This is a genomic window from Streptomyces sp. NPDC058051, assembly GCF_042885475.1.
GTDB lineage: Bacteria > Actinomycetota > Actinomycetes > Streptomycetales > Streptomycetaceae > Streptomyces.
Map to the genome: position 1 here is coordinate 21,679 of NZ_JBHVRW010000034.1, position 16,119 is coordinate 37,797.

General features: G+C 71.2%; 13 protein-coding genes. 3 read left to right on the forward strand and 10 right to left on the reverse strand.

Going from position 1 to position 16,119, the window contains the following annotated elements:
* Window positions 1-11 precede the first annotated feature (11 nt).
* The gene (locus ACFVUT_RS34035; protein WP_389659105.1) at window positions 12-875 is read right to left on the reverse strand and encodes a bifunctional methylenetetrahydrofolate dehydrogenase/methenyltetrahydrofolate cyclohydrolase; all 864 of its coding nucleotides are present in this window, start codon (window positions 873-875) and stop codon (window positions 12-14) included.
* A 236-nt stretch (window positions 876-1,111) separates the two neighbouring features.
* Here ACFVUT_RS34035 and ACFVUT_RS34040 point away from each other — a divergent pair, with 236 nt between their 5' ends.
* Window positions 1,112-1,735 (forward strand): hypothetical protein, encoded by a 624-nt coding sequence (locus tag ACFVUT_RS34040; RefSeq protein ID WP_389659108.1) that lies wholly within the window; start codon window positions 1,112-1,114, stop codon window positions 1,733-1,735.
* Window positions 1,736-1,935: 200 nt separating this feature from the next.
* Here ACFVUT_RS34040 and purH read toward each other — a convergent pair whose 3' ends face one another.
* Window positions 1,936-3,510: a bifunctional phosphoribosylaminoimidazolecarboxamide formyltransferase/IMP cyclohydrolase gene (gene purH / locus ACFVUT_RS34045; RefSeq protein WP_389659111.1), complete on the reverse strand. Its 1,575-nt coding sequence runs from the start codon at window positions 3,508-3,510 to the stop codon at window positions 1,936-1,938.
* Window positions 3,497-4,153 (reverse strand): phosphoribosylglycinamide formyltransferase, encoded by a 657-nt coding sequence (gene purN / locus ACFVUT_RS34050; protein WP_389659114.1) that lies wholly within the window; start codon window positions 4,151-4,153, stop codon window positions 3,497-3,499. Before purN ends, purH begins: the two co-directional genes overlap by 14 nt.
* Window positions 4,154-4,484: 331 nt before the next feature.
* Between purN and ACFVUT_RS34055 the strand changes: the two genes are divergently transcribed.
* Entirely contained in the window at window positions 4,485-5,486 is a 1,002-nt protein-coding gene (locus tag ACFVUT_RS34055) for a hypothetical protein (protein WP_389659117.1), read from the forward strand.
* Between the two features lie 128 nt (window positions 5,487-5,614).
* Here ACFVUT_RS34055 and ACFVUT_RS34060 read toward each other — a convergent pair whose 3' ends face one another.
* Together ACFVUT_RS34060 and ACFVUT_RS34065 are read right to left on the reverse strand one after the other, a co-directional pair.
* Window positions 5,615-7,219 (reverse strand): DUF6350 family protein, encoded by a 1,605-nt coding sequence (locus ACFVUT_RS34060; protein WP_389671107.1) that lies wholly within the window; start codon window positions 7,217-7,219, stop codon window positions 5,615-5,617.
* Between the two features lie 85 nt (window positions 7,220-7,304).
* Window positions 7,305-7,541, reverse strand: coding sequence for a hypothetical protein (locus ACFVUT_RS34065; protein ID WP_389659123.1), 237 nt, complete (start codon window positions 7,539-7,541; stop codon window positions 7,305-7,307).
* 133 nt (window positions 7,542-7,674) lie between these two features.
* Here ACFVUT_RS34065 and ACFVUT_RS34070 point away from each other — a divergent pair, with 133 nt between their 5' ends.
* Window positions 7,675-8,499 (forward strand): RNA polymerase subunit sigma-70, encoded by an 825-nt coding sequence (locus tag ACFVUT_RS34070; protein WP_389659126.1) that lies wholly within the window; start codon window positions 7,675-7,677, stop codon window positions 8,497-8,499.
* A 212-nt stretch (window positions 8,500-8,711) separates the two neighbouring features.
* Here ACFVUT_RS34070 and sucD read toward each other — a convergent pair whose 3' ends face one another.
* The 5 genes from sucD to ACFVUT_RS34095 form a co-directional block, all read right to left on the reverse strand.
* Window positions 8,712-9,596, reverse strand: coding sequence for a succinate--CoA ligase subunit alpha (gene sucD / locus ACFVUT_RS34075; RefSeq protein ID WP_389659129.1), 885 nt, complete (start codon window positions 9,594-9,596; stop codon window positions 8,712-8,714).
* Between the two features lie 21 nt (window positions 9,597-9,617).
* On the reverse strand, window positions 9,618-10,799 hold the full coding sequence (sucC, locus tag ACFVUT_RS34080; protein ID WP_389659132.1) for an ADP-forming succinate--CoA ligase subunit beta: 1,182 nt from the start codon (window positions 10,797-10,799) through the stop codon (window positions 9,618-9,620).
* A gap of 478 nt (window positions 10,800-11,277) precedes the next feature.
* Window positions 11,278-12,525 (reverse strand): VWA domain-containing protein, encoded by a 1,248-nt coding sequence (locus ACFVUT_RS34085; protein ID WP_389659135.1) that lies wholly within the window; start codon window positions 12,523-12,525, stop codon window positions 11,278-11,280.
* Entirely contained in the window at window positions 12,522-14,981 is a 2,460-nt protein-coding gene (locus tag ACFVUT_RS34090; RefSeq protein ID WP_389659138.1) for a DUF5682 family protein, read from the reverse strand. Before ACFVUT_RS34090 ends, ACFVUT_RS34085 begins: the two co-directional genes overlap by 4 nt.
* The gene (locus ACFVUT_RS34095) at window positions 14,978-16,087 is read right to left on the reverse strand and encodes an AAA family ATPase (RefSeq protein WP_389659142.1); all 1,110 of its coding nucleotides are present in this window, start codon (window positions 16,085-16,087) and stop codon (window positions 14,978-14,980) included. The genes ACFVUT_RS34090 and ACFVUT_RS34095 overlap by 4 nt, the downstream gene beginning before the upstream one ends.
* Between the last annotated feature and the right edge of the window lie 32 nt (window positions 16,088-16,119).

Sequence of the window (16,119 nt, forward strand, 5' to 3'; positions counted from 1 at the left end):
GATCGGTCGGCTCAGACAGCGTCGGCTGCGGTGCGCTCGGCCGCCTCGACCACATTGACGAGCAACTGGGCGCGCGTCATCGGGCCGACACCGCCCGGGTTCGGGGAGATCCAGCCGGCGACCTCGGCCACACCGGGGTGGACGTCCCCGACGATCTTGCCGTGCTCGTCCCGGCTGACGCCGACGTCGAGAACAGCCGCGCCCGGCTTCACGTCCTCGGGCTTGATGATGTGCGGCACCCCGGCGGCGGCGACGATGATGTCGGCCTGCCTGAGCTGGGCGGAGAGGTCACGCGTACCGGTGTGGCACTGGGTGACGGTGGCGTTCTCGGACTTACGGGTCAGCAGCAGCGGGATCGAGCGGCCGATGGTGACACCGCGGCCGACGACCACGACGTGCGCCCCGTTGATCTCCACGTCGTGGTGGCGGAGCAGCTGGACGACACCCTGCGGGGTGCAGGGCAGCGGCGACGTCTCGTTCAGCACGAGTCGGCCCAGGTTCATCGGGTGGAGGCCGTCGGCGTCCTTGGCCGGATCCATCAGTTCCAGGATCCGGTTGGTGTCGATGCCCTTGGGGAGCGGAAGTTGCACGATGTAACCCGTGCACTCGGGGTTGTCGTTCAGCTCCCGTACGACGGCCTCGATCTCCTCCTGGGTGGCGGTGTCGGGGAGTTCGCGCTGGATGGAGCCGATGCCGACCTGCGCGCAGTCGCGGTGCTTGCCGTTCACGTACCAACGGCTGCCCGGGTCGTCCCCGACGAGCAGGGTTCCCAGGCCAGGGTTGATGCCCTGCGCCTTGAGGGCCGCCACGCGGACGGTCAGATCGGACTTGATCGCGGCTGCGGTGGCCTTGCCATCGAGAATCTGGGCAGTCATGCACCCATACTCGCGGATGACCCCGCCCCCATACCAATTCAGGGTGTCGACGATGGCCATCAGGTTGCGCTTGCACAACACATTCCGCAGTTGACTGGACAAAAAGTCGCTGTCAAGACCACGATGAGCCGCGCAGTACCGCGGACCGTGCCGGGGGGACAGACCGTATCAATTGCGCATGCTTCCTCCGTTCGGACCGCGTCGTCCCCGCACTTTTTCAACGGAGGAACTTCGCCATGAGCTTCGGCGACCCGAACAACCCCTACGGCCAGCAGCAGGGCGGGCAGCCGGGGTACGGCTATCCGCAGCAGGGTGGTGGACAGCCGGGGTACGGCTATCCGCAGCAGCCCCCGCAGGGCGTGCCGCAGCAGGGCGGCTACCCCGCGGCCCCGCCCGTGCCGGGCGGTTACGGCTTCCCCGGCGTGCCCACCGAGATGCCCGGCGGCGTGAAGGCCGCTCGCGTCATGCTCTACGTGATCACCGGTCTTCAGGTCATCGGCGCGGTGATCTTCGCGATCGCCGCCGCGGCCGTGCACGCGGCCAAGAACGACGAGACGCTGAAGGACGACGTCCAGTTCCAGCAGCTTGCGGACTACTCCGGCAATGCCCTGTGGGGCATCGTCGTCTTCGCGGTGCTGTGGGGTGTCTTCGCCGTGTTCCTCGCCGTGAAGTTCGGCAAGGGCGGCAACGGCATACGCATCACGGCGATCGTGTTCGGTGTGATCACCGCGATTCTCGGTATCTACCCGTTCGTCATCTTCGGTCTCGTCCACACGGTTCTCGCCGTGCTGATCGTCGTCTTCGTCGCGAAGTCCGACGGCGGCGCCTGGTTCAACCGCCAGCAGCAGCCGCAGTACTGATCCGGCCGCGGGCCGGCCGGCCCGCAGTGTCACGGCACCGGAACCGCACGAAGGCCGTACCCCCGCGAATGCGCGGAGGTACGGCCTTCGGCCGTTCTGCGGGTCAGCCGAAACGGGTCACTGGACGCGGGTCACCGGAAGCCGGTCGCTGAAAGCCGGTCAGTGAAAACGGCTCACTGAAGCGGGGCAGTGAAATCGGGTCAGTGGAAGAAGTGCCGCGTGCCCGTGAAGTACATCGTCACGCCCGCCTTCTTCGCGGCTTCGACAACCAGCTCGTCACGGACCGAACCGCCCGGCTGGGCGACCGCCTTGACGCCCGCCGCGGTCAGGATCTCCAGCCCGTCCGGGAACGGGAAGAACGCGTCGGAGGCGGCGTACGCACCCCGTGCGCGCTCCTCGCCCGCCCGCTCGACGGCCAGCTTCGCGGAGTCGACCCGGTTGACCTGGCCCATGCCGACGCCGACCGAGGCACCGCCCTTGGCGAGCAGGATCGCGTTGGACTTGACCGCGCGGCAGGCCTTCCACGCGAAGGCGAGCTCCTTCAGCTCGTCCTCGGAGAGTGCCTCACCGGTGGCGAGGGTCCAGTGGGCCGGGTCGTCGCCCTCGGCCTGGAGACGGTCGGTGACCTGGAGCAGCGCGCCGCCGTCGATCGGCTTGACCTCGACCGGAGCGATGGGGGCGTCGGGGCAGCGCAGCACGCGGATGTTCTTCTTGCGGGCCAGGATCTCGACGGCGCCGTCCTCGTACGCCGGGGCGACGATGACCTCGGTGAAGATCTCCGCGACCTGCTCGGCCATGGCGACGGTCACCGGACGGTTGACGGCGATGACCCCGCCGAAGGCCGACAGCGGGTCGCAGGCGTGCGCGTTGCGGTGCGCCTCGGCGACGTCGTCGGCGATGGCGATGCCGCACGGGTTGGCGTGCTTGATGATCGCGACACACGGCTCGGCGTGGTCGTACGCGGCCCGGCGCGCGGCGTCGGTGTCCGTGTAGTTGTTGTACGACATCTCCTTGCCGTGCAGCTGCTCCGCCTCGGCCAGGCCACCGGAGCCGGAGGTGTACAGCGCGGCGGGCTGGTGCGGGTTCTCGCCGTACCGCAGGACGTTCTTGCGCGCGTACGTGGCGCCGAAGAAGTCGGGGAAGCCCGAGTCGTCGGCGGGCGCGTACGCGTCGTCGGCTTCGCCGCCGGAGCCGGCGAACCAGGAAGCGACGGCCACGTCGTAGGCGGCGGTGTGCTGGAACGCCTCGGCGGCCAGCCGCTTGCGGGCGGTCAGGTCGAAGCCGCCCGCCCGGACCGCGGCGAGGACGTCGGCGTACCGCTCCGGGCTGGTGACGACGGCCACGGACGGGTGGTTCTTGGCAGCGGCGCGGACCATGGACGGACCGCCGATGTCGATCTGCTCCACGCACTCGTCGGCGGACGCGCCGGAGGCGACGGTCTCCTTGAACGGGTACAGGTTGACGACGACGAGGTCGAAGGGCTCGACACCCAGCTCGGCAAGCTGCTCGCGGTGGGCGTCCAGGCGCAGGTCGGCGAGGATGCCGGCGTGGACGCGCGGGTGCAGCGTCTTGACGCGGCCGTCGAGGCACTCGGGGAATCCGGTGAGCTCCTCGACCTTGGTGACCGGTACCCCGGCGGCGGCGATCCGCCCGGCGGTGGAGCCGGTGGAGACGAGCTCGACACCCGCCTCGTGCAGACCGCGGGCGAGGTCTTCGAGCCCCGTCTTGTCGTAGACACTGACCAGGGCGCGGCGGATGGGCTTATTCACCGACATGACCGAGATGAACCTTTCGTCCCTCAATGCGATAGCCGTCGCGGGCGAGCCGCCCCACGGCCTCGACGAGCAGCTTGCGCTCGACTTCCTTGATGCGTTCGTGGAGAGCGGCTTCGCCCTCCGCCGTGTCCTCTTCGGCCACCTCGACCACGCCCTGCGCGATGATCGGGCCGGTGTCGACGCCGTCGTCGACGAAGTGGACGGTGCACCCGGTGACCTTCACGCCGTACGCGAGTGCGTCACGCACCCCATGGGCACCGGGAAAGCTGGGGAGCAGGGCGGGGTGGGTGTTGATGAAGCGGTCACCGAACCGGGCGAGAAACGCCTTGCCCACGATCTTCATGAACCCTGCGGAGACCACCAGGTCCGGACGGTGCTCGGCCGTCGCGGCCGCCAGGGCCGCGTCCCACTCCTCGCGGGTGGCGTGGTCCTTGACGCTGCACACGAAGGTCGGCAGGCCGGCGCGCTCCGCCCGTTCCAGACCGGCGATGCCGGACCGGTCGGCACCGACCGCGACCACCTGTGCGCCGAACCCCTCGGGGTCGTCAGCGATGGCGTCGAGCAGGGCTTGAAGGTTCGTACCTGAGCCGGACACCAGCACGACCAGACGGGCCGGTGCGGCGGAAGGGGGCGGGGAGGCCACGGCTGGGCCCTTTCTCGCGTGGTGAAGCAGAGCAACGCTGATTTGTATGGTCGTACGAATGGACCGAGCCCCTCGATACGGGGAACTCTACGAACGATTCGACCGTCAGCAACGATACCGGCACCTCGCGGGCCCTCCGCGGGACGGGGGTGACAGGCTGCGGTCAGGCTGCGGATCCGCCCCGGCGGACCGCGACGGGGCCCGGAGCGAAGGCTGCCGCCCACCTGTGCCGCGCTCCCAGCTTTCGGCCCCTCCTGGCCGGGAGGTAGCGTCTGGGGACAGGGAACCGCCCGCGAGGCGGAAATGACGAGATGGGGAAGACGTTCACCACATGCCGGACCGACGCCGCCGCACCGCCTTCCGCCACCCGCTGCCCGAGCGGGCCTCACTGCTGCTGCGGGAGCGCCAGTCCCCCACGGGCCCTTCCTCCTCTTCCTCTTCTTCCTCCTCACCTTCCGGATCTTCGGGTCCTGCCGGATCTTCGGGCTCTCCTGCCGGGGCTTCGGGCACCGGGGACGACAACCCGTTCGCCGCACCGCCCGAGGGTCGGCCCGACCAGCCCTGGCAGCCCCGGCATCCTTCGAACACCGGTCACCACGGCAACAACGGCAACGGCCAGGGGAACGGCGGCCGGGGCGACGGCGACGGATCCGCCGAAGGCGGCTCCTCCGACGACCGGCCGGTCTGGGGCAGCCAGTGGAGCAGCCGTCAGCCCGGTCGCCAGAGCGGCGGCTTCGGCGGGCAGCCCGGAGGCCCAGGAGGCCCCGGCGGGCCGAACGGCCGGGGCGGCCCCGAGGGCAACCCCGGCGGGCTGCGCTGGGATCCGACCGACCCCGCCCAGCGCCGCGCGCGCTACGCGCTGCTCTGCGGCATGTGGGCCTTCTTCTTCGCACTCTTCGACTTCCCGGAGATCGCCCTGCTGCTCGGCGCGCTCGCCGTGTACTGGTCGATCAGCTCGCTCCGGGCGAAGCCGAAGGGCACGTCCGCGCCGGGTGGCGCCGCCGGAGCACCCGGGGCGGCCCCGGCTTCCGGACCGCCGGCCGCCGGCCCCCTCCAGGGCTCCGGTTCCGGACGCGCCCCGGCGTCCGCGCCCGGCGCCGCCACAGCTCCGGGTTACAACAGCCCGGGTTACAACAGGCAGACCACGGCCGCGGTCAGCGGACTGGTCACGGCACTGCTCGCGCTCTCGATCGTCGCGACGACCTTCACGGTGCAGCTCGTCTACCGCGACTACTACACCTGCGTGAACGACGCCCTGACCAAATCGGGGCAGCTGGCCTGCAACGACCTGCTGCCGAAGCCCCTGGAGCCCTTCTTCGGCATCCGGAAGTAACCCCTCACGCACGGATCACGTACGCGCAGATCACAAACGCGCAGATCACGTACGCGCACATCGCAAACGCGCGGATCGCGGATCGCGGACACGCGGATCGCGGACACGCGGATCGCGGACACGCGGATCTACGGCTTCATGGACGGACCGGTCTCCCGAGGCGGGTCCGTCCGCGCGTGCCAGGGGTCGGTCGGCAGGAAGTCATAGACCTCGGATGCGTCGTCGCTCTGCTCTTCCGGCTGCTCTTCCGGGGCGGGCTCCGGGGCGGACTCCGATCCACTGCCGCCGGCCGTGGAGGGAGCCGCTTCGGCGGTCGTGTTCCCGGAGGTGCGGGCGGACACGGATACGGATACGGGCATGGGGACAGTTCCCGGACCGGGCACCGGCTCGGTCTCCCCGCCCTCGTCCCGGCGGCCGGATCGCCGCGCCCCCCACCGGTCGCCGCCGGCCGGTTCCTGACGCACCTGTCCACGCAGGCGCCAGGCCCGCAGCAGCAGTGCGCCGGAGATGCCGAGCAGCGCCGTCCACGCCAGGGCCGCCGCTCCTGTGAGCCACCACACCGGACCGAACTCCACCAGCTTCCCGGTGCCGAGCGGTCCCCCCGCCGCCGCGGCGAGCACTGCCGTTCCGGCCCCGCACGCCACCGCCCCCAGCCCGGCCGTCAGCGCGGTCTCCGGCAGGCTCCATGCCTTCTCCCGCGTGACGCGGACGGGCGCGGCCCTCCGTACGGTGAACCAGGCGACCGTCAGCCCTGCCACGACCGGCACCGCTCCTGCCGCCCAGTTCAGGACCGTCCCCGGCCCCCGGTCCGGCACCGCGGCGAGCAACGGGAAAACCGGCAGCGCCGGGCGCCCCGAGAAGGCCAGCGGGGTGACTGTGGACGCCGTACCGAGCGCGAACCCCGGCCCGAGCCCGTACGCGGCGCCCCACACCGCCGCGTTCGGCACCAGCACGAGAGCGAGGAGCAGGACCGAGACCCCGCCCGCCCAGTCGCCCGAGAGCTGGACGAACGACTGCTGAGCCGCCTGTGCATGCCACACCAGCGCCACCGCGACCAGCAGCGCCCCGCCGCCGAGCAGCACCGCGACCCCGGCCGCACCCGACCGGTACACCGTCTCCGCACACTCCGTGAACCGGCCGCCCGCCACCTTCTCGCGCAGGCGCACCGGAGCCCACACAGGCAGCGGCCCGAACGGGCGCCCGGCGGCCGTCCAGACCCCGGCAGCCGCCGCGCCCATCACCACGAAGACCGGAGGAAGGAGCGAGGCCGGCCCGTCCACGGACAGCCAGCCCTCCCGCGCATAGACCGCGACAGCGGCGCCGACGAACAGGTACCCGCCGCCGACCATGGCGAACGCGCCCAGCGCCGAGGGCGTCCGGCGACCCTCGACAGGCACCAGGACATCTCGGGCTGTGCGGTGCACCAGCCACACCGGCACCACCGCGAGCAGCAAGGGGAGGAGGCCGACCGGGGCGGGGGCTCCGCCCGTGGTGTCGACCCTGGCCAGCTCGACACCATGGGCGAGCAGCCAGAGCCCCGCGGCCGCGTGGAGAGCCCCGCCGGGGCCGTCGTCCGGGGCCGGGGAGCTGATCCACAACACCATGACGAGCACGGTGAGCGCCCCCAGTCCCAGCCCGGCCGCGAGCATCCCCCGCAGGAAGGTGATGGCCGACACGGCGGACCGGCCCTGCTCTCCGGACAACGACAGGCTGTTTTCGGTCACTTGGGTCACACCGCCATGCTCCCAACGACACGCGCTCAATCCGTGTAACGGGCGAACAGCCGCTGTGTCGCTCAATATACGGTTATGTACTTTTTCACCCGGTGCCGGGCTGCGGGGGATCCTTCATGACGGCGACGCCGATGACGGTCGTCGCAGGACCGTCCGAGCCAGTGGCGTCCGCGAAGCCGACGCCACGTCCGCCGACCCTCGTCGAAGCCACCGGGAGCACCGTCATGGCGCCGACCGAGCCGGGCACCACCCCAAAACCGCCCGTCACACCCGACACGTCCGACACACCCGTCACGCCCGGTGCGTCGAGCGCGCCTGTCACGGACCGGGCATGCGCCGGCCCTACGGCACGTGCCGCAACCGACGTGCCTGACGGACCCGCCTCATCCGACGTACCTGACGTGCCCGAAGTGCCCGAAGTGCCTGACGTGCCTGGCGTGCCTGGCGTGCCTGGCGTGCCCGAAGCAGCCGTCGAGGCGTTCGACACCTTGTACAGGAGCTGCGCCGCGGACCTGTTCCGTCAGACGTTCCTGCTGACGGGGCGCCGGAGTCTCTCCGAGGAGTCGGTCGCACGGGCCTTCGCGCTGGCCTGGGAGCGCTGGCCGGAGGTTTCGGTGGACGCCGATCCGCCGGGCTGGGTACGCGCCGCGGCGTACGAGTACGCGCTGTCGCCGTGGCACCGGCTGCGCCGCTCGCACCGCCGGTTCGACCCGCCGCCCGCCGATCCCGGTGCGCACGCGCTGCTCGACGCGCTGCTCGGCCTGCCGCCGTCGTACCGCCGCACTCTGGTGCTCTTCGACGGCGTCGGCCTGGGGCTGCCGGAGACCGCGGCGGAGACGGAAGCGAGTACCCCGGCGACGGCGAGCAGGCTGACGAACGCCCGGGCCGCGGTCGCCGAACGGCTGCCCGAACTGGCGGAACGATCATCGTCCACCGAACAGTCGGCGCTCCTGCGTCAGCGGCTCGACACGCTCGCCCAGGCCCAGCCGCCCGCCTCGCTCCCCTCGCCCGACGCGGTCCGCACGGGCAGCGAGCGCAGGGCCCAGCTGTGGACCAGAGCGACCATTTCCTTCACGGTGCTGCTCATCGGCCTCACGCTGTTCACCCTGGCGACGGCTCCGACACGGTACGAAACCCCGGAGTCGCCCGCGCAGGAGGTCGTCGGAGTGCCGCCGCGAGGCGGTCCGCCGCAGCTGACGCCACAGGACCTGAAGCTGCGGCAGGATCTCCAGAGCGAACTCGTGCAGGGGCCGGCCCGGCTGGTTCCCGAAGCCGGCTGACCCACAGGCGCGGCAGACAGGCGCGGCAGGCGCAGGCGCAGGGGCACGGGCGAAAACGGCGCGGGCCCGTACCCCTGACCGGGGTACGGGCCCGCGCCGTCTGTGCGGTGACGCGATACTGCGCTGCTGCTCCTTCGCGGTGCAGCTCCGTCGCGGTGCAGCTCCTTCGCGGTGCAGCTCCTTCGCGGTGCTGCTCCTTCGCGGTGCAGCGATCAGGCGCTGAGGATCTCGCGCGCCAGCTTGGCGGTCTCGGTCGGCGTCTTGCCGACCTTGACGCCGGCGGCCTCAAGGGCCTCCTTCTTCGCCTGCGCGGTGCCGGAGGAGCCGGAGACGATGGCGCCGGCGTGGCCCATGGTCTTGCCCTCGGGGGCGGTGAAGCCCGCGACGTAACCGACGACCGGCTTGGTGACGTTCTTCGCGATGAAGTCGGCCGCGCGCTCCTCGGCGTCGCCGCCGATCTCGCCGATCATCACGATCAGGTCGGTCTCGGGGTCGGCCTCGAACGCCGCGAGGGCGTCGATGTGCGTCGTACCGATGACCGGGTCGCCACCGATGCCGACGGCGGACGAGAAGCCGATGTCCCGGAGCTCGTACATCATCTGGTAGGTCAGCGTGCCGGACTTGGACACGAGACCGATGCGGCCGGGCTTGGTGATGTCACCCGGGATGATGCCGGCGTTGGACTGACCGGGGGTGATCAGGCCGGGGCAGTTCGGGCCGATGATCCGGGTCTTGTTGCCCTTCGAGCCCGCGTACGCCCAGAAGGCGGCGGAGTCGTGGACGGCGATGCCCTCGGTGATCACGACGGCGAGCGGGATCTCGGCGTCGATCGCCTCGACGACGGCGGCCTTGGCGAAGGCCGGCGGCACGAAGAGAACCGACACGTTCGCGCCGGTCTTCTCGATCGCCTCGGCGACGGTCCCGAACACGGGTACCTCGGTGCCGTCGAAGTCGACCGACGTTCCGGCCTTGCGCGGGTTCACGCCGCCGACGATGTTGGTGCCGTCAGCGAGCATGAGCTTGGTGTGCTTCATGCCGGTGGCACCGGTCATCCCCTGGACGATGACCTTGCTGTCCTTGGTGAGGAAGATAGCCATGCTGTTGGAGTCCCTCGTCCCTTACTTCGCAGCCGCGGCGAGCTCGGCGGCCTTGTCAGCCGCGCCGTCCATGGTGTCCACGCGCTGAACGAGCGGGTGGTTGGCGTCGGAAAGGATCTTGCGACCCAGCTCCGCGTTGTTGCCGTCGAGGCGCACGACCAGCGGCTTGGTGACTTCCTCGCCCTTGGACTTGAGCAGCGCAAGCGCCTGGACGATGCCGTTGGCGACCTCGTCGCACGCGGTGATGCCACCGAAGACGTTGACGAAGACGGACTTGACGTCCGGGTCGCCGAGGATGATCTCCAGGCCGTTCGCCATGACCTCGGCGGAGGCACCGCCACCGATGTCGAGGAAGTTGGCGGGCTTCACGTTGCCGTGGTTCTCACCGGCGTACGCGACGACGTCCAGCGTCGACATGACCAGACCGGCACCGTTGCCGATGATGCCGACCTCGCCGTCCAGCTTGACGTAGTTGAGGTTCTTCGCCTTGGCGGCGGCCTCCAGCGGGTTGGCCGCGGCCTTGTCCTCAAGCGCCTCGTGCTCGGGCTGGCGGAAGTCGGCGTTCTCGTCGAGCGAGACCTTGCCGTCCAGCGCGAGGATGTCACCGGAGGCGACCTTGGCGAGCGGGTTGACCTCGACGAGGAGCGCGTCCTCGGCGACGAAGGTCTCCCACAGCGTGACCAGGACCTCGGCGACCTTCTCGGCGACCTCGGCCGGGAACTTCGCCTGGGCGACGATCTCGCGGGCCTTCTCGATCGTGACTCCGGAGTTGGAGTCGACCGGGACCTTCGCGAGGGCCTCGGGGGTCTTCTCCGCGACCTCCTCGATGTCCATGCCGCCCTGCACCGAGGCCATGGCCAGGAAGGTGCGGTTGGTGCGGTCGAGGAGGTACGAGACGTAGTACTCCTCGATAATCTCCGGCGCGGTCTCGGCGATCATCACCTTGTGGACCGTGTGGCCCTTGATGTCCATGCCGAGGATGTCGGTCGCACGGGCCACCGCCTCGTCGGGGGTGGCGGCCAGCTTGACGCCGCCGGCCTTGCCACGGCCGCCGACCTTCACCTGCGCCTTGATGACCGACTTGCCGCCCAGCCGCTCGGTCGCCTCGCGGGCTGCCTCAGGCGTGTCGATGACTTCACCGGCCAGCACCGGTACACCGTGCTTGGCGAAGAGGTCCCTCGCCTGGTACTCGAACAGGTCCACGCGCGTCCGTCCCTTAATCAATGGTCTCGCGGTTCGTTTTCAGCGTGGGCGTGCCGCGAGGGGCAACGTGACTGCTCTGTCACAAGGAAGGCGCACACGGTGACCCCGGTACGCGGCATGTCCATCTCGCAGGTTATCCCCGCGCTCCGCAGGACCCTAAATCGCAGATCCCACCTGAGCGGTGATTACGGTCACAGATCGCGCTGGTGACCGGGTCGCAGTGGACAAAACACCACTCGTGCGGGGCAGCAGGTACGAGCCCCGGGACCGGAGGGCCGACCGGCCCGTGGAGCGGGTCCGCTGGTCCGGCGAGCAGGGTCCGCTGGTCCGGCGAGCAGGGTCCGTTGGTCCGGCGAGCGGGGACGGCGGTCCGGCGAGCTGGGGGCGGCTGGTACGGCGAGCGGGAGGCGGCTGGTGCGGCTGGTCCGGCGAACGGGAGACGACTGGTCCGGCGAGCGGGGGGCGGCGAGCCGCCTGGTCAGCGACCGGCCTCCTTGTCCGGGACGGGAAGCGGCCTCTTCTCGATCGCCGCTGCCATCACCTCCGGGAAGAGGTCCGGCGTGCACGCGAACGCCGGTGCGCCCAGGGCGCCGAGCGCGGCCGCATGGTCACGGTCGTAGGCGGGTGCGCCCTCGTCGGACAGTGCGAGCAACGTCACGCACTGCACACCGGACGCCTTCATCGCGGCGACCCGTTTCACCATCTCGTCGCGTATACCGCCCTCGTAGAGATCGCTGATGAGAACGACGACGGTGTCGGCGGGGCGGGTGATCTTCGACTGGCAGTAAGCGAGCGCCCGGTTGATGTCGGTGCCACCGCCGAGCTGGGTGCCGAAGAGGACGTCGACGGGGTCGTCGAGCTGGTCGGTGAGGTCGACCACCGCTGTGTCGAAGACGACGAGTCTCGTCCGGAGGGTGCGCATGGAGGCGAGCACCGCGCCGAAGACGGAGGCGTAGACGACGGACGCCGCCATCGACCCCGACTGGTCGATGCAGAGGATGACGTCCTTCTTCACGGACTGCGCGGCCCGCCCGTAGCCGATGAGCCGTTCGGGGACGACGGTGCCGTACTCCGGGAGGTAGTTCTTGAGGTTGGCCCGGATGGTGCGGTCCCAGTCGATGTCGTGGTGACGGGGGCGGTTGATCCTGGCCGAACGGTCCAGCGCACCGGTGAGTGTGGCCCGGGTGCGGGTGGCGAGCCGCTTCTCCAGATCGTCGACGACCTTGCGCACCACCGCTCTTGCGGTTTCCTTCGTCGTCTCGGGCATGGCCTTGTTGAGCGAGAGGAGCGTCCCCACGAGATGGACGTCCGCCTCGACGGCTTCCAGCATCTCCGGCTCCAGGAGCAGCGCGGAGAGGCTGAGCCGGTCGATCGCGTCACGCTGCATGACCTGGACGACGGAGCTGGGGAAGTACGTGCGGATGTCGCCGAGCCAGCGGGCCACGGAGGGCGCGGAGGCGCCGAGCCCGGCCGAGCGACTGCTTCCGCCGCGGGCCCCCGGCTTGGCTCCGCCGCCGTACAGCGCGGTCAGCGCGTCGTCCATCGCGGCGTCGCGTCCGGTGAGGGTGCAACCGGTGCTCTCGGCGCTGTCCCCGCCGAGGACCAGCCGCCACCGGCGCAGCCGCTCGTCATGCGCCGGAGCACCGTGGGCCGTCGTCCGGTCCGCTCGGCCGGACGGCGAGCTGTGGGCCGGGCGCGATGCGCTGCCGGCTGTGTCCGTGGTCATCCCGTTGCCCCCAGCGGTTCCGGATCGGTGTCGGTGTCCATGCCGAGCAGCAGGCGCAGCACCGGCACCACCGCGTCGGCCCGGGCCCTGTCGAGTCCGGGTCCGAAGCCGGGCGCCGTCGCCGCGGTCACGGCGGCCGGTGCTCCGTCGGCGGCCGGACCACGCCGCACGAGTTCGCCGAGTGTGCGCCGTACGCCCGCTTCATACGCCGAGAAGGTGCGGCGCAGCAGGGGCAGCACATCGGCGAAGGTGTCGGCGGGAACCCCGGTGAGCCAGGCGTCGACCAGGCCCAGCAGCCGCTCGTCGTGGACGAGGAGCATGCCTCCCCCGGCGGACCCGCCGACGAACCCCTCGATCCAGGCTGCCGCGTCGGCCGGGGGTGTGCCGGGCGAGAGGGCCAGGCCCATCAGCCGGGCCGCGTCATCCTCCGCGAGCCGTCCTTCGTCGAGGAGCAGACGGACCGCGCGGCCCCGGATGACGCCCGCGACCGTGTCCCGCGAAGCGAGCTTGTGCAGGACGCCGGTCCAGCGCTCGCGCAGCCCGTCCCCGTCGGCGTCCGCATGAACGGCTCCGGCGAGCAGTCCGATCGCGGTGTGGACACCGTCCACCCGGCTGCGCAGTTCGGCGGCGCCGTCGGCGTCCAGCCCGGTGCAGGCGGGTGGAAGGCCGACGCAGATCCGCTCGGCCAGTCCGGCCGCGACCTCGCGGAGCGCCGCGGTGCCCGTGGACCGTACGTCGCCGTAGCGCAGGGTGCGGGCCAGCGCGGGCAGGGCGTCGGCGAGACGGCCGACATCGGCGTCGAGTGCGGCACGGTCGGCGAGGGCCCGCATCACCACGGGCAGTGCGTCGGGCAGCTCTGCGAGGAGACAGTGCTCGGCAAGTGCGGTCACCTCGGCGAGGGCGGTCGCCGAAGCGGCCTGGGCCTCGGCCTTGGCGGTCGCCGCGGAGAGCACGGTGGTGCCCCATGTCCCGGCCTCCGCGACCCGTACGTACAACTCGGGTTCCCAGCGCAGCCGCCAGCTCTCGCGGAAGGTGCCGGTGCTCGCCCGGCCCGTGGTGGGCTCGCCCCAGCCGACGGCGAGGATCCGCAGCCGGTGGAGCAGCCGGCTGCGGGCCGCGTCGGTGTCCTTGCGCAGGTCGAGTTCCAACTCCCGCTCCAGCGCTTCCGGTTTGAGCCGGAGTGTGCGCTGCTGTCGGGTGAGGTCGCGCTGAAGGGGTACGACGGGGGCGGTGTCCGGTACCTCACCGAGTGTCTCGCCGACGATCAGCCGGTCCTGTACGAGCGCGAGTGGCACATCGGAGCCTTCGCACATCACGGCCCGGATCGCGTCGGTCGTCTCGCTCAGCCCCGCCAGCGGTCGGCCGCGCAGCGCGGCGAGGGTCTCGGCGAGCCGGACGGCCTCGATGACATGGGCGGACGACACGAACCGGTCCTCGTCGCGCAGGAGTCCGGCGACCTTGGTCATCCACCTCTCGATCGGACGGTCGGTGGCCTCGAAGAGGTGTCCGTACCAGCCGGGCGAGTCGATGCCCGCGCCGTATCCGCTGTGCCGGGCGAGCCGCCGATGCGACCAGGGCACCCACGTCAGCTCGGCCTTGACCTTGGGCAGCCCCTTGAGCAGGGCCCGGTCGGCGGCGAGTGTGGTCCGCGTGCCGAGTGCGGGTACGTGCCATGCGCCGCAGACGACCGCGATGTCGTCACCGAACTCCTTGCGCGCCTTGCGCAGTTGGATGCGCATGTACGCCTCACGGAGGGTGTCACGGGGGCGGTCGCCGTCCCCGTACACCTCGCGCAGCGCCGTCATTGCCTCGGCGAGCGCGGCGAACGGTGCCCGTGGGTCGGCGGCGTCGCCGTCCTGGGTGCGGTGTTCGACGACGTCCTCCCACCAGCGCTCCGGGTCGTCGTAACCCGCTGTCTCGGCCAGTACACCGATGGGGTCGATCGGGGCAGGCGTGGCCGGGCGGCCGGGCGGCGGCTCCCCGGCTGCGGACCGGTCCGGCGCCCGGTCTCCCTCCGCTTCACCGTTCCCGTCCGCCGCCCCTGCCTCGTCTCCTTCTCCTTCCCCTCCCGACACCCCGTTTCCGTCGTGGTCGGGTTCGTGTTCCGCCGCCTGCGTCATGGCGAGGGAGTTCGCCGCGGGCAGGTCGATGAAGCGGACCGGCACGTCGTGGGCCAGGGCCCAGCGGATCGCGACCCACTCGGGCGAGAACGCGGCCATCGGCCAGAACGCCGCCTGCCCCGGGTCGTCCACGGCATGGGCGAGCAGCGCGACCGGCGGTCGCATGCCCTCGTCGGCAGCGAGCCGCAGGAGCGCATCGCCCTCGGGAGGTCCCTCGACGAGCACCGCCTGCGGACGGGCGGCCTCCAGAGCGGCACGGACGGCTCGGGCGGAGCCCGGCCCGTGGTGCCGCACCCCCAGCAGCAGCGGTCCGGCAGGACGCGCGTCCCGGGTCATGCGGATACCTCGCGGCAGGCGCGGTAGAAGTCCTTCCACCCGTCCCGCTCCCGGACCACGGTCTCCAGGTACTCCTGCCAGACCACGCGGTCGGCCGCGGGATCGCGGACGACCGCGCCGAGGATGCCCGCCGCCACGTCACCGGGGCGGAGCACCCCGTCGCCGAAGTGCGCGGCCAGGGCCAGGCCGTTGGTCACGACGGAGATCGCCTCAGCCGTCGACAGCGTCCCCGAGGGGGACTTGAGCTTGGTGCGGCCATCGGTGGTGACACCGTCGCGCAGTTCACGGAAGACGGTGACGACGCGCCGGATCTCGGCCAGGCCGTCGGGGGCGGCCGGGAGGTCGAGCGAACGCCCGATCTGGTCGACGCGTCGGGAGACGATGTCGACCTCTGCGTCGGGGGTGGCCGGCAGGGGCAGCACCACGGTGTTGAACCGTCGGCGCAGGGCGCTGGACAGCTCGTTGACGCCGCGGTCACGGTCGTTGGCGGTGGCGATGACGTTGAAACCGCGGACCGCCTGGACCTCCTGGCCCAGTTCGGGGACGGGCAGCGTCTTCTCCGAAAGGATCGTGATCAGTGAGTCCTGCACATCGGCGGGGATACGGGTGAGTTCCTCGATCCGCGCGGTCATGCCGTCGGACATGGCGCGCATGAGCGGGCTCGGCACGAGGGCGTCCCGGCTGGGCCCGTGGGCGAGCAGTTGCGCGTAGTTCCAGCCGTAGCGGACGGCTTCCTCCGGGGTGCCCGCCGTGCCCTGGACGAGCAGCGTCGAGTCGCCACTGACGGCGGCCGCGAGGTGCTCGGAGACCCAGGTCTTGGCCGTGCCGGGAACGCCGAGGAGCAGCAGGGCCCGGTCGGTGGCGAGTGTGGTCACGGCCACCTCGACGAGTCGCCGCGGTCCGACGTACTTGGGCGTGATCACCGTGCCGTCGGACAAGGTGCCGCCGAGCAGGTAGGTGGCGACAGCCCATGGGGACAGCCGCCAACGTGCCGGCCGTGGACGGTCGTCGGCTGCGGCAAGGGCCTTCAGCTCCTGGGCGAAGGCGTCCTCGGCATGCGGTCGCAGGGCCTGCACACCAGCGGCGGCGGTTTCGGACACGGTCATGGCTCCCCCTCCAGATCGGTCGACCTGATGTG

Excerpts from the sequence above, each read along its gene's own strand:
- ACFVUT_RS34035 (WP_389659105.1), bottom strand. The coding sequence starts at position 875 with ATGACTGCCCAGATTCTCGATGGCAAGGCCACCGCAGCCGCGATCAAG.
- ACFVUT_RS34040 (WP_389659108.1), top strand. The coding sequence starts at position 1,112 with ATGAGCTTCGGCGACCCGAACAACCCCTACGGCCAGCAGCAGGGCGGG.
- purH (WP_389659111.1), bottom strand. The coding sequence starts at position 3,510 with ATGTCGGTGAATAAGCCCATCCGCCGCGCCCTGGTCAGTGTCTACGAC.
- ACFVUT_RS34055 (WP_389659117.1), top strand. The coding sequence starts at position 4,485 with ATGCCGGACCGACGCCGCCGCACCGCCTTCCGCCACCCGCTGCCCGAG.
- sucD (WP_389659129.1), bottom strand. The coding sequence starts at position 9,596 with ATGGCTATCTTCCTCACCAAGGACAGCAAGGTCATCGTCCAGGGGATG.
- ACFVUT_RS34085 (WP_389659135.1), bottom strand. The coding sequence starts at position 12,525 with ATGACCACGGACACAGCCGGCAGCGCATCGCGCCCGGCCCACAGCTCG.
- ACFVUT_RS34090 (WP_389659138.1), bottom strand. The coding sequence starts at position 14,981 with ATGACCCGGGACGCGCGTCCTGCCGGACCGCTGCTGCTGGGGGTGCGG.
- ACFVUT_RS34095 (WP_389659142.1), bottom strand. The coding sequence starts at position 16,087 with ATGACCGTGTCCGAAACCGCCGCCGCTGGTGTGCAGGCCCTGCGACCG.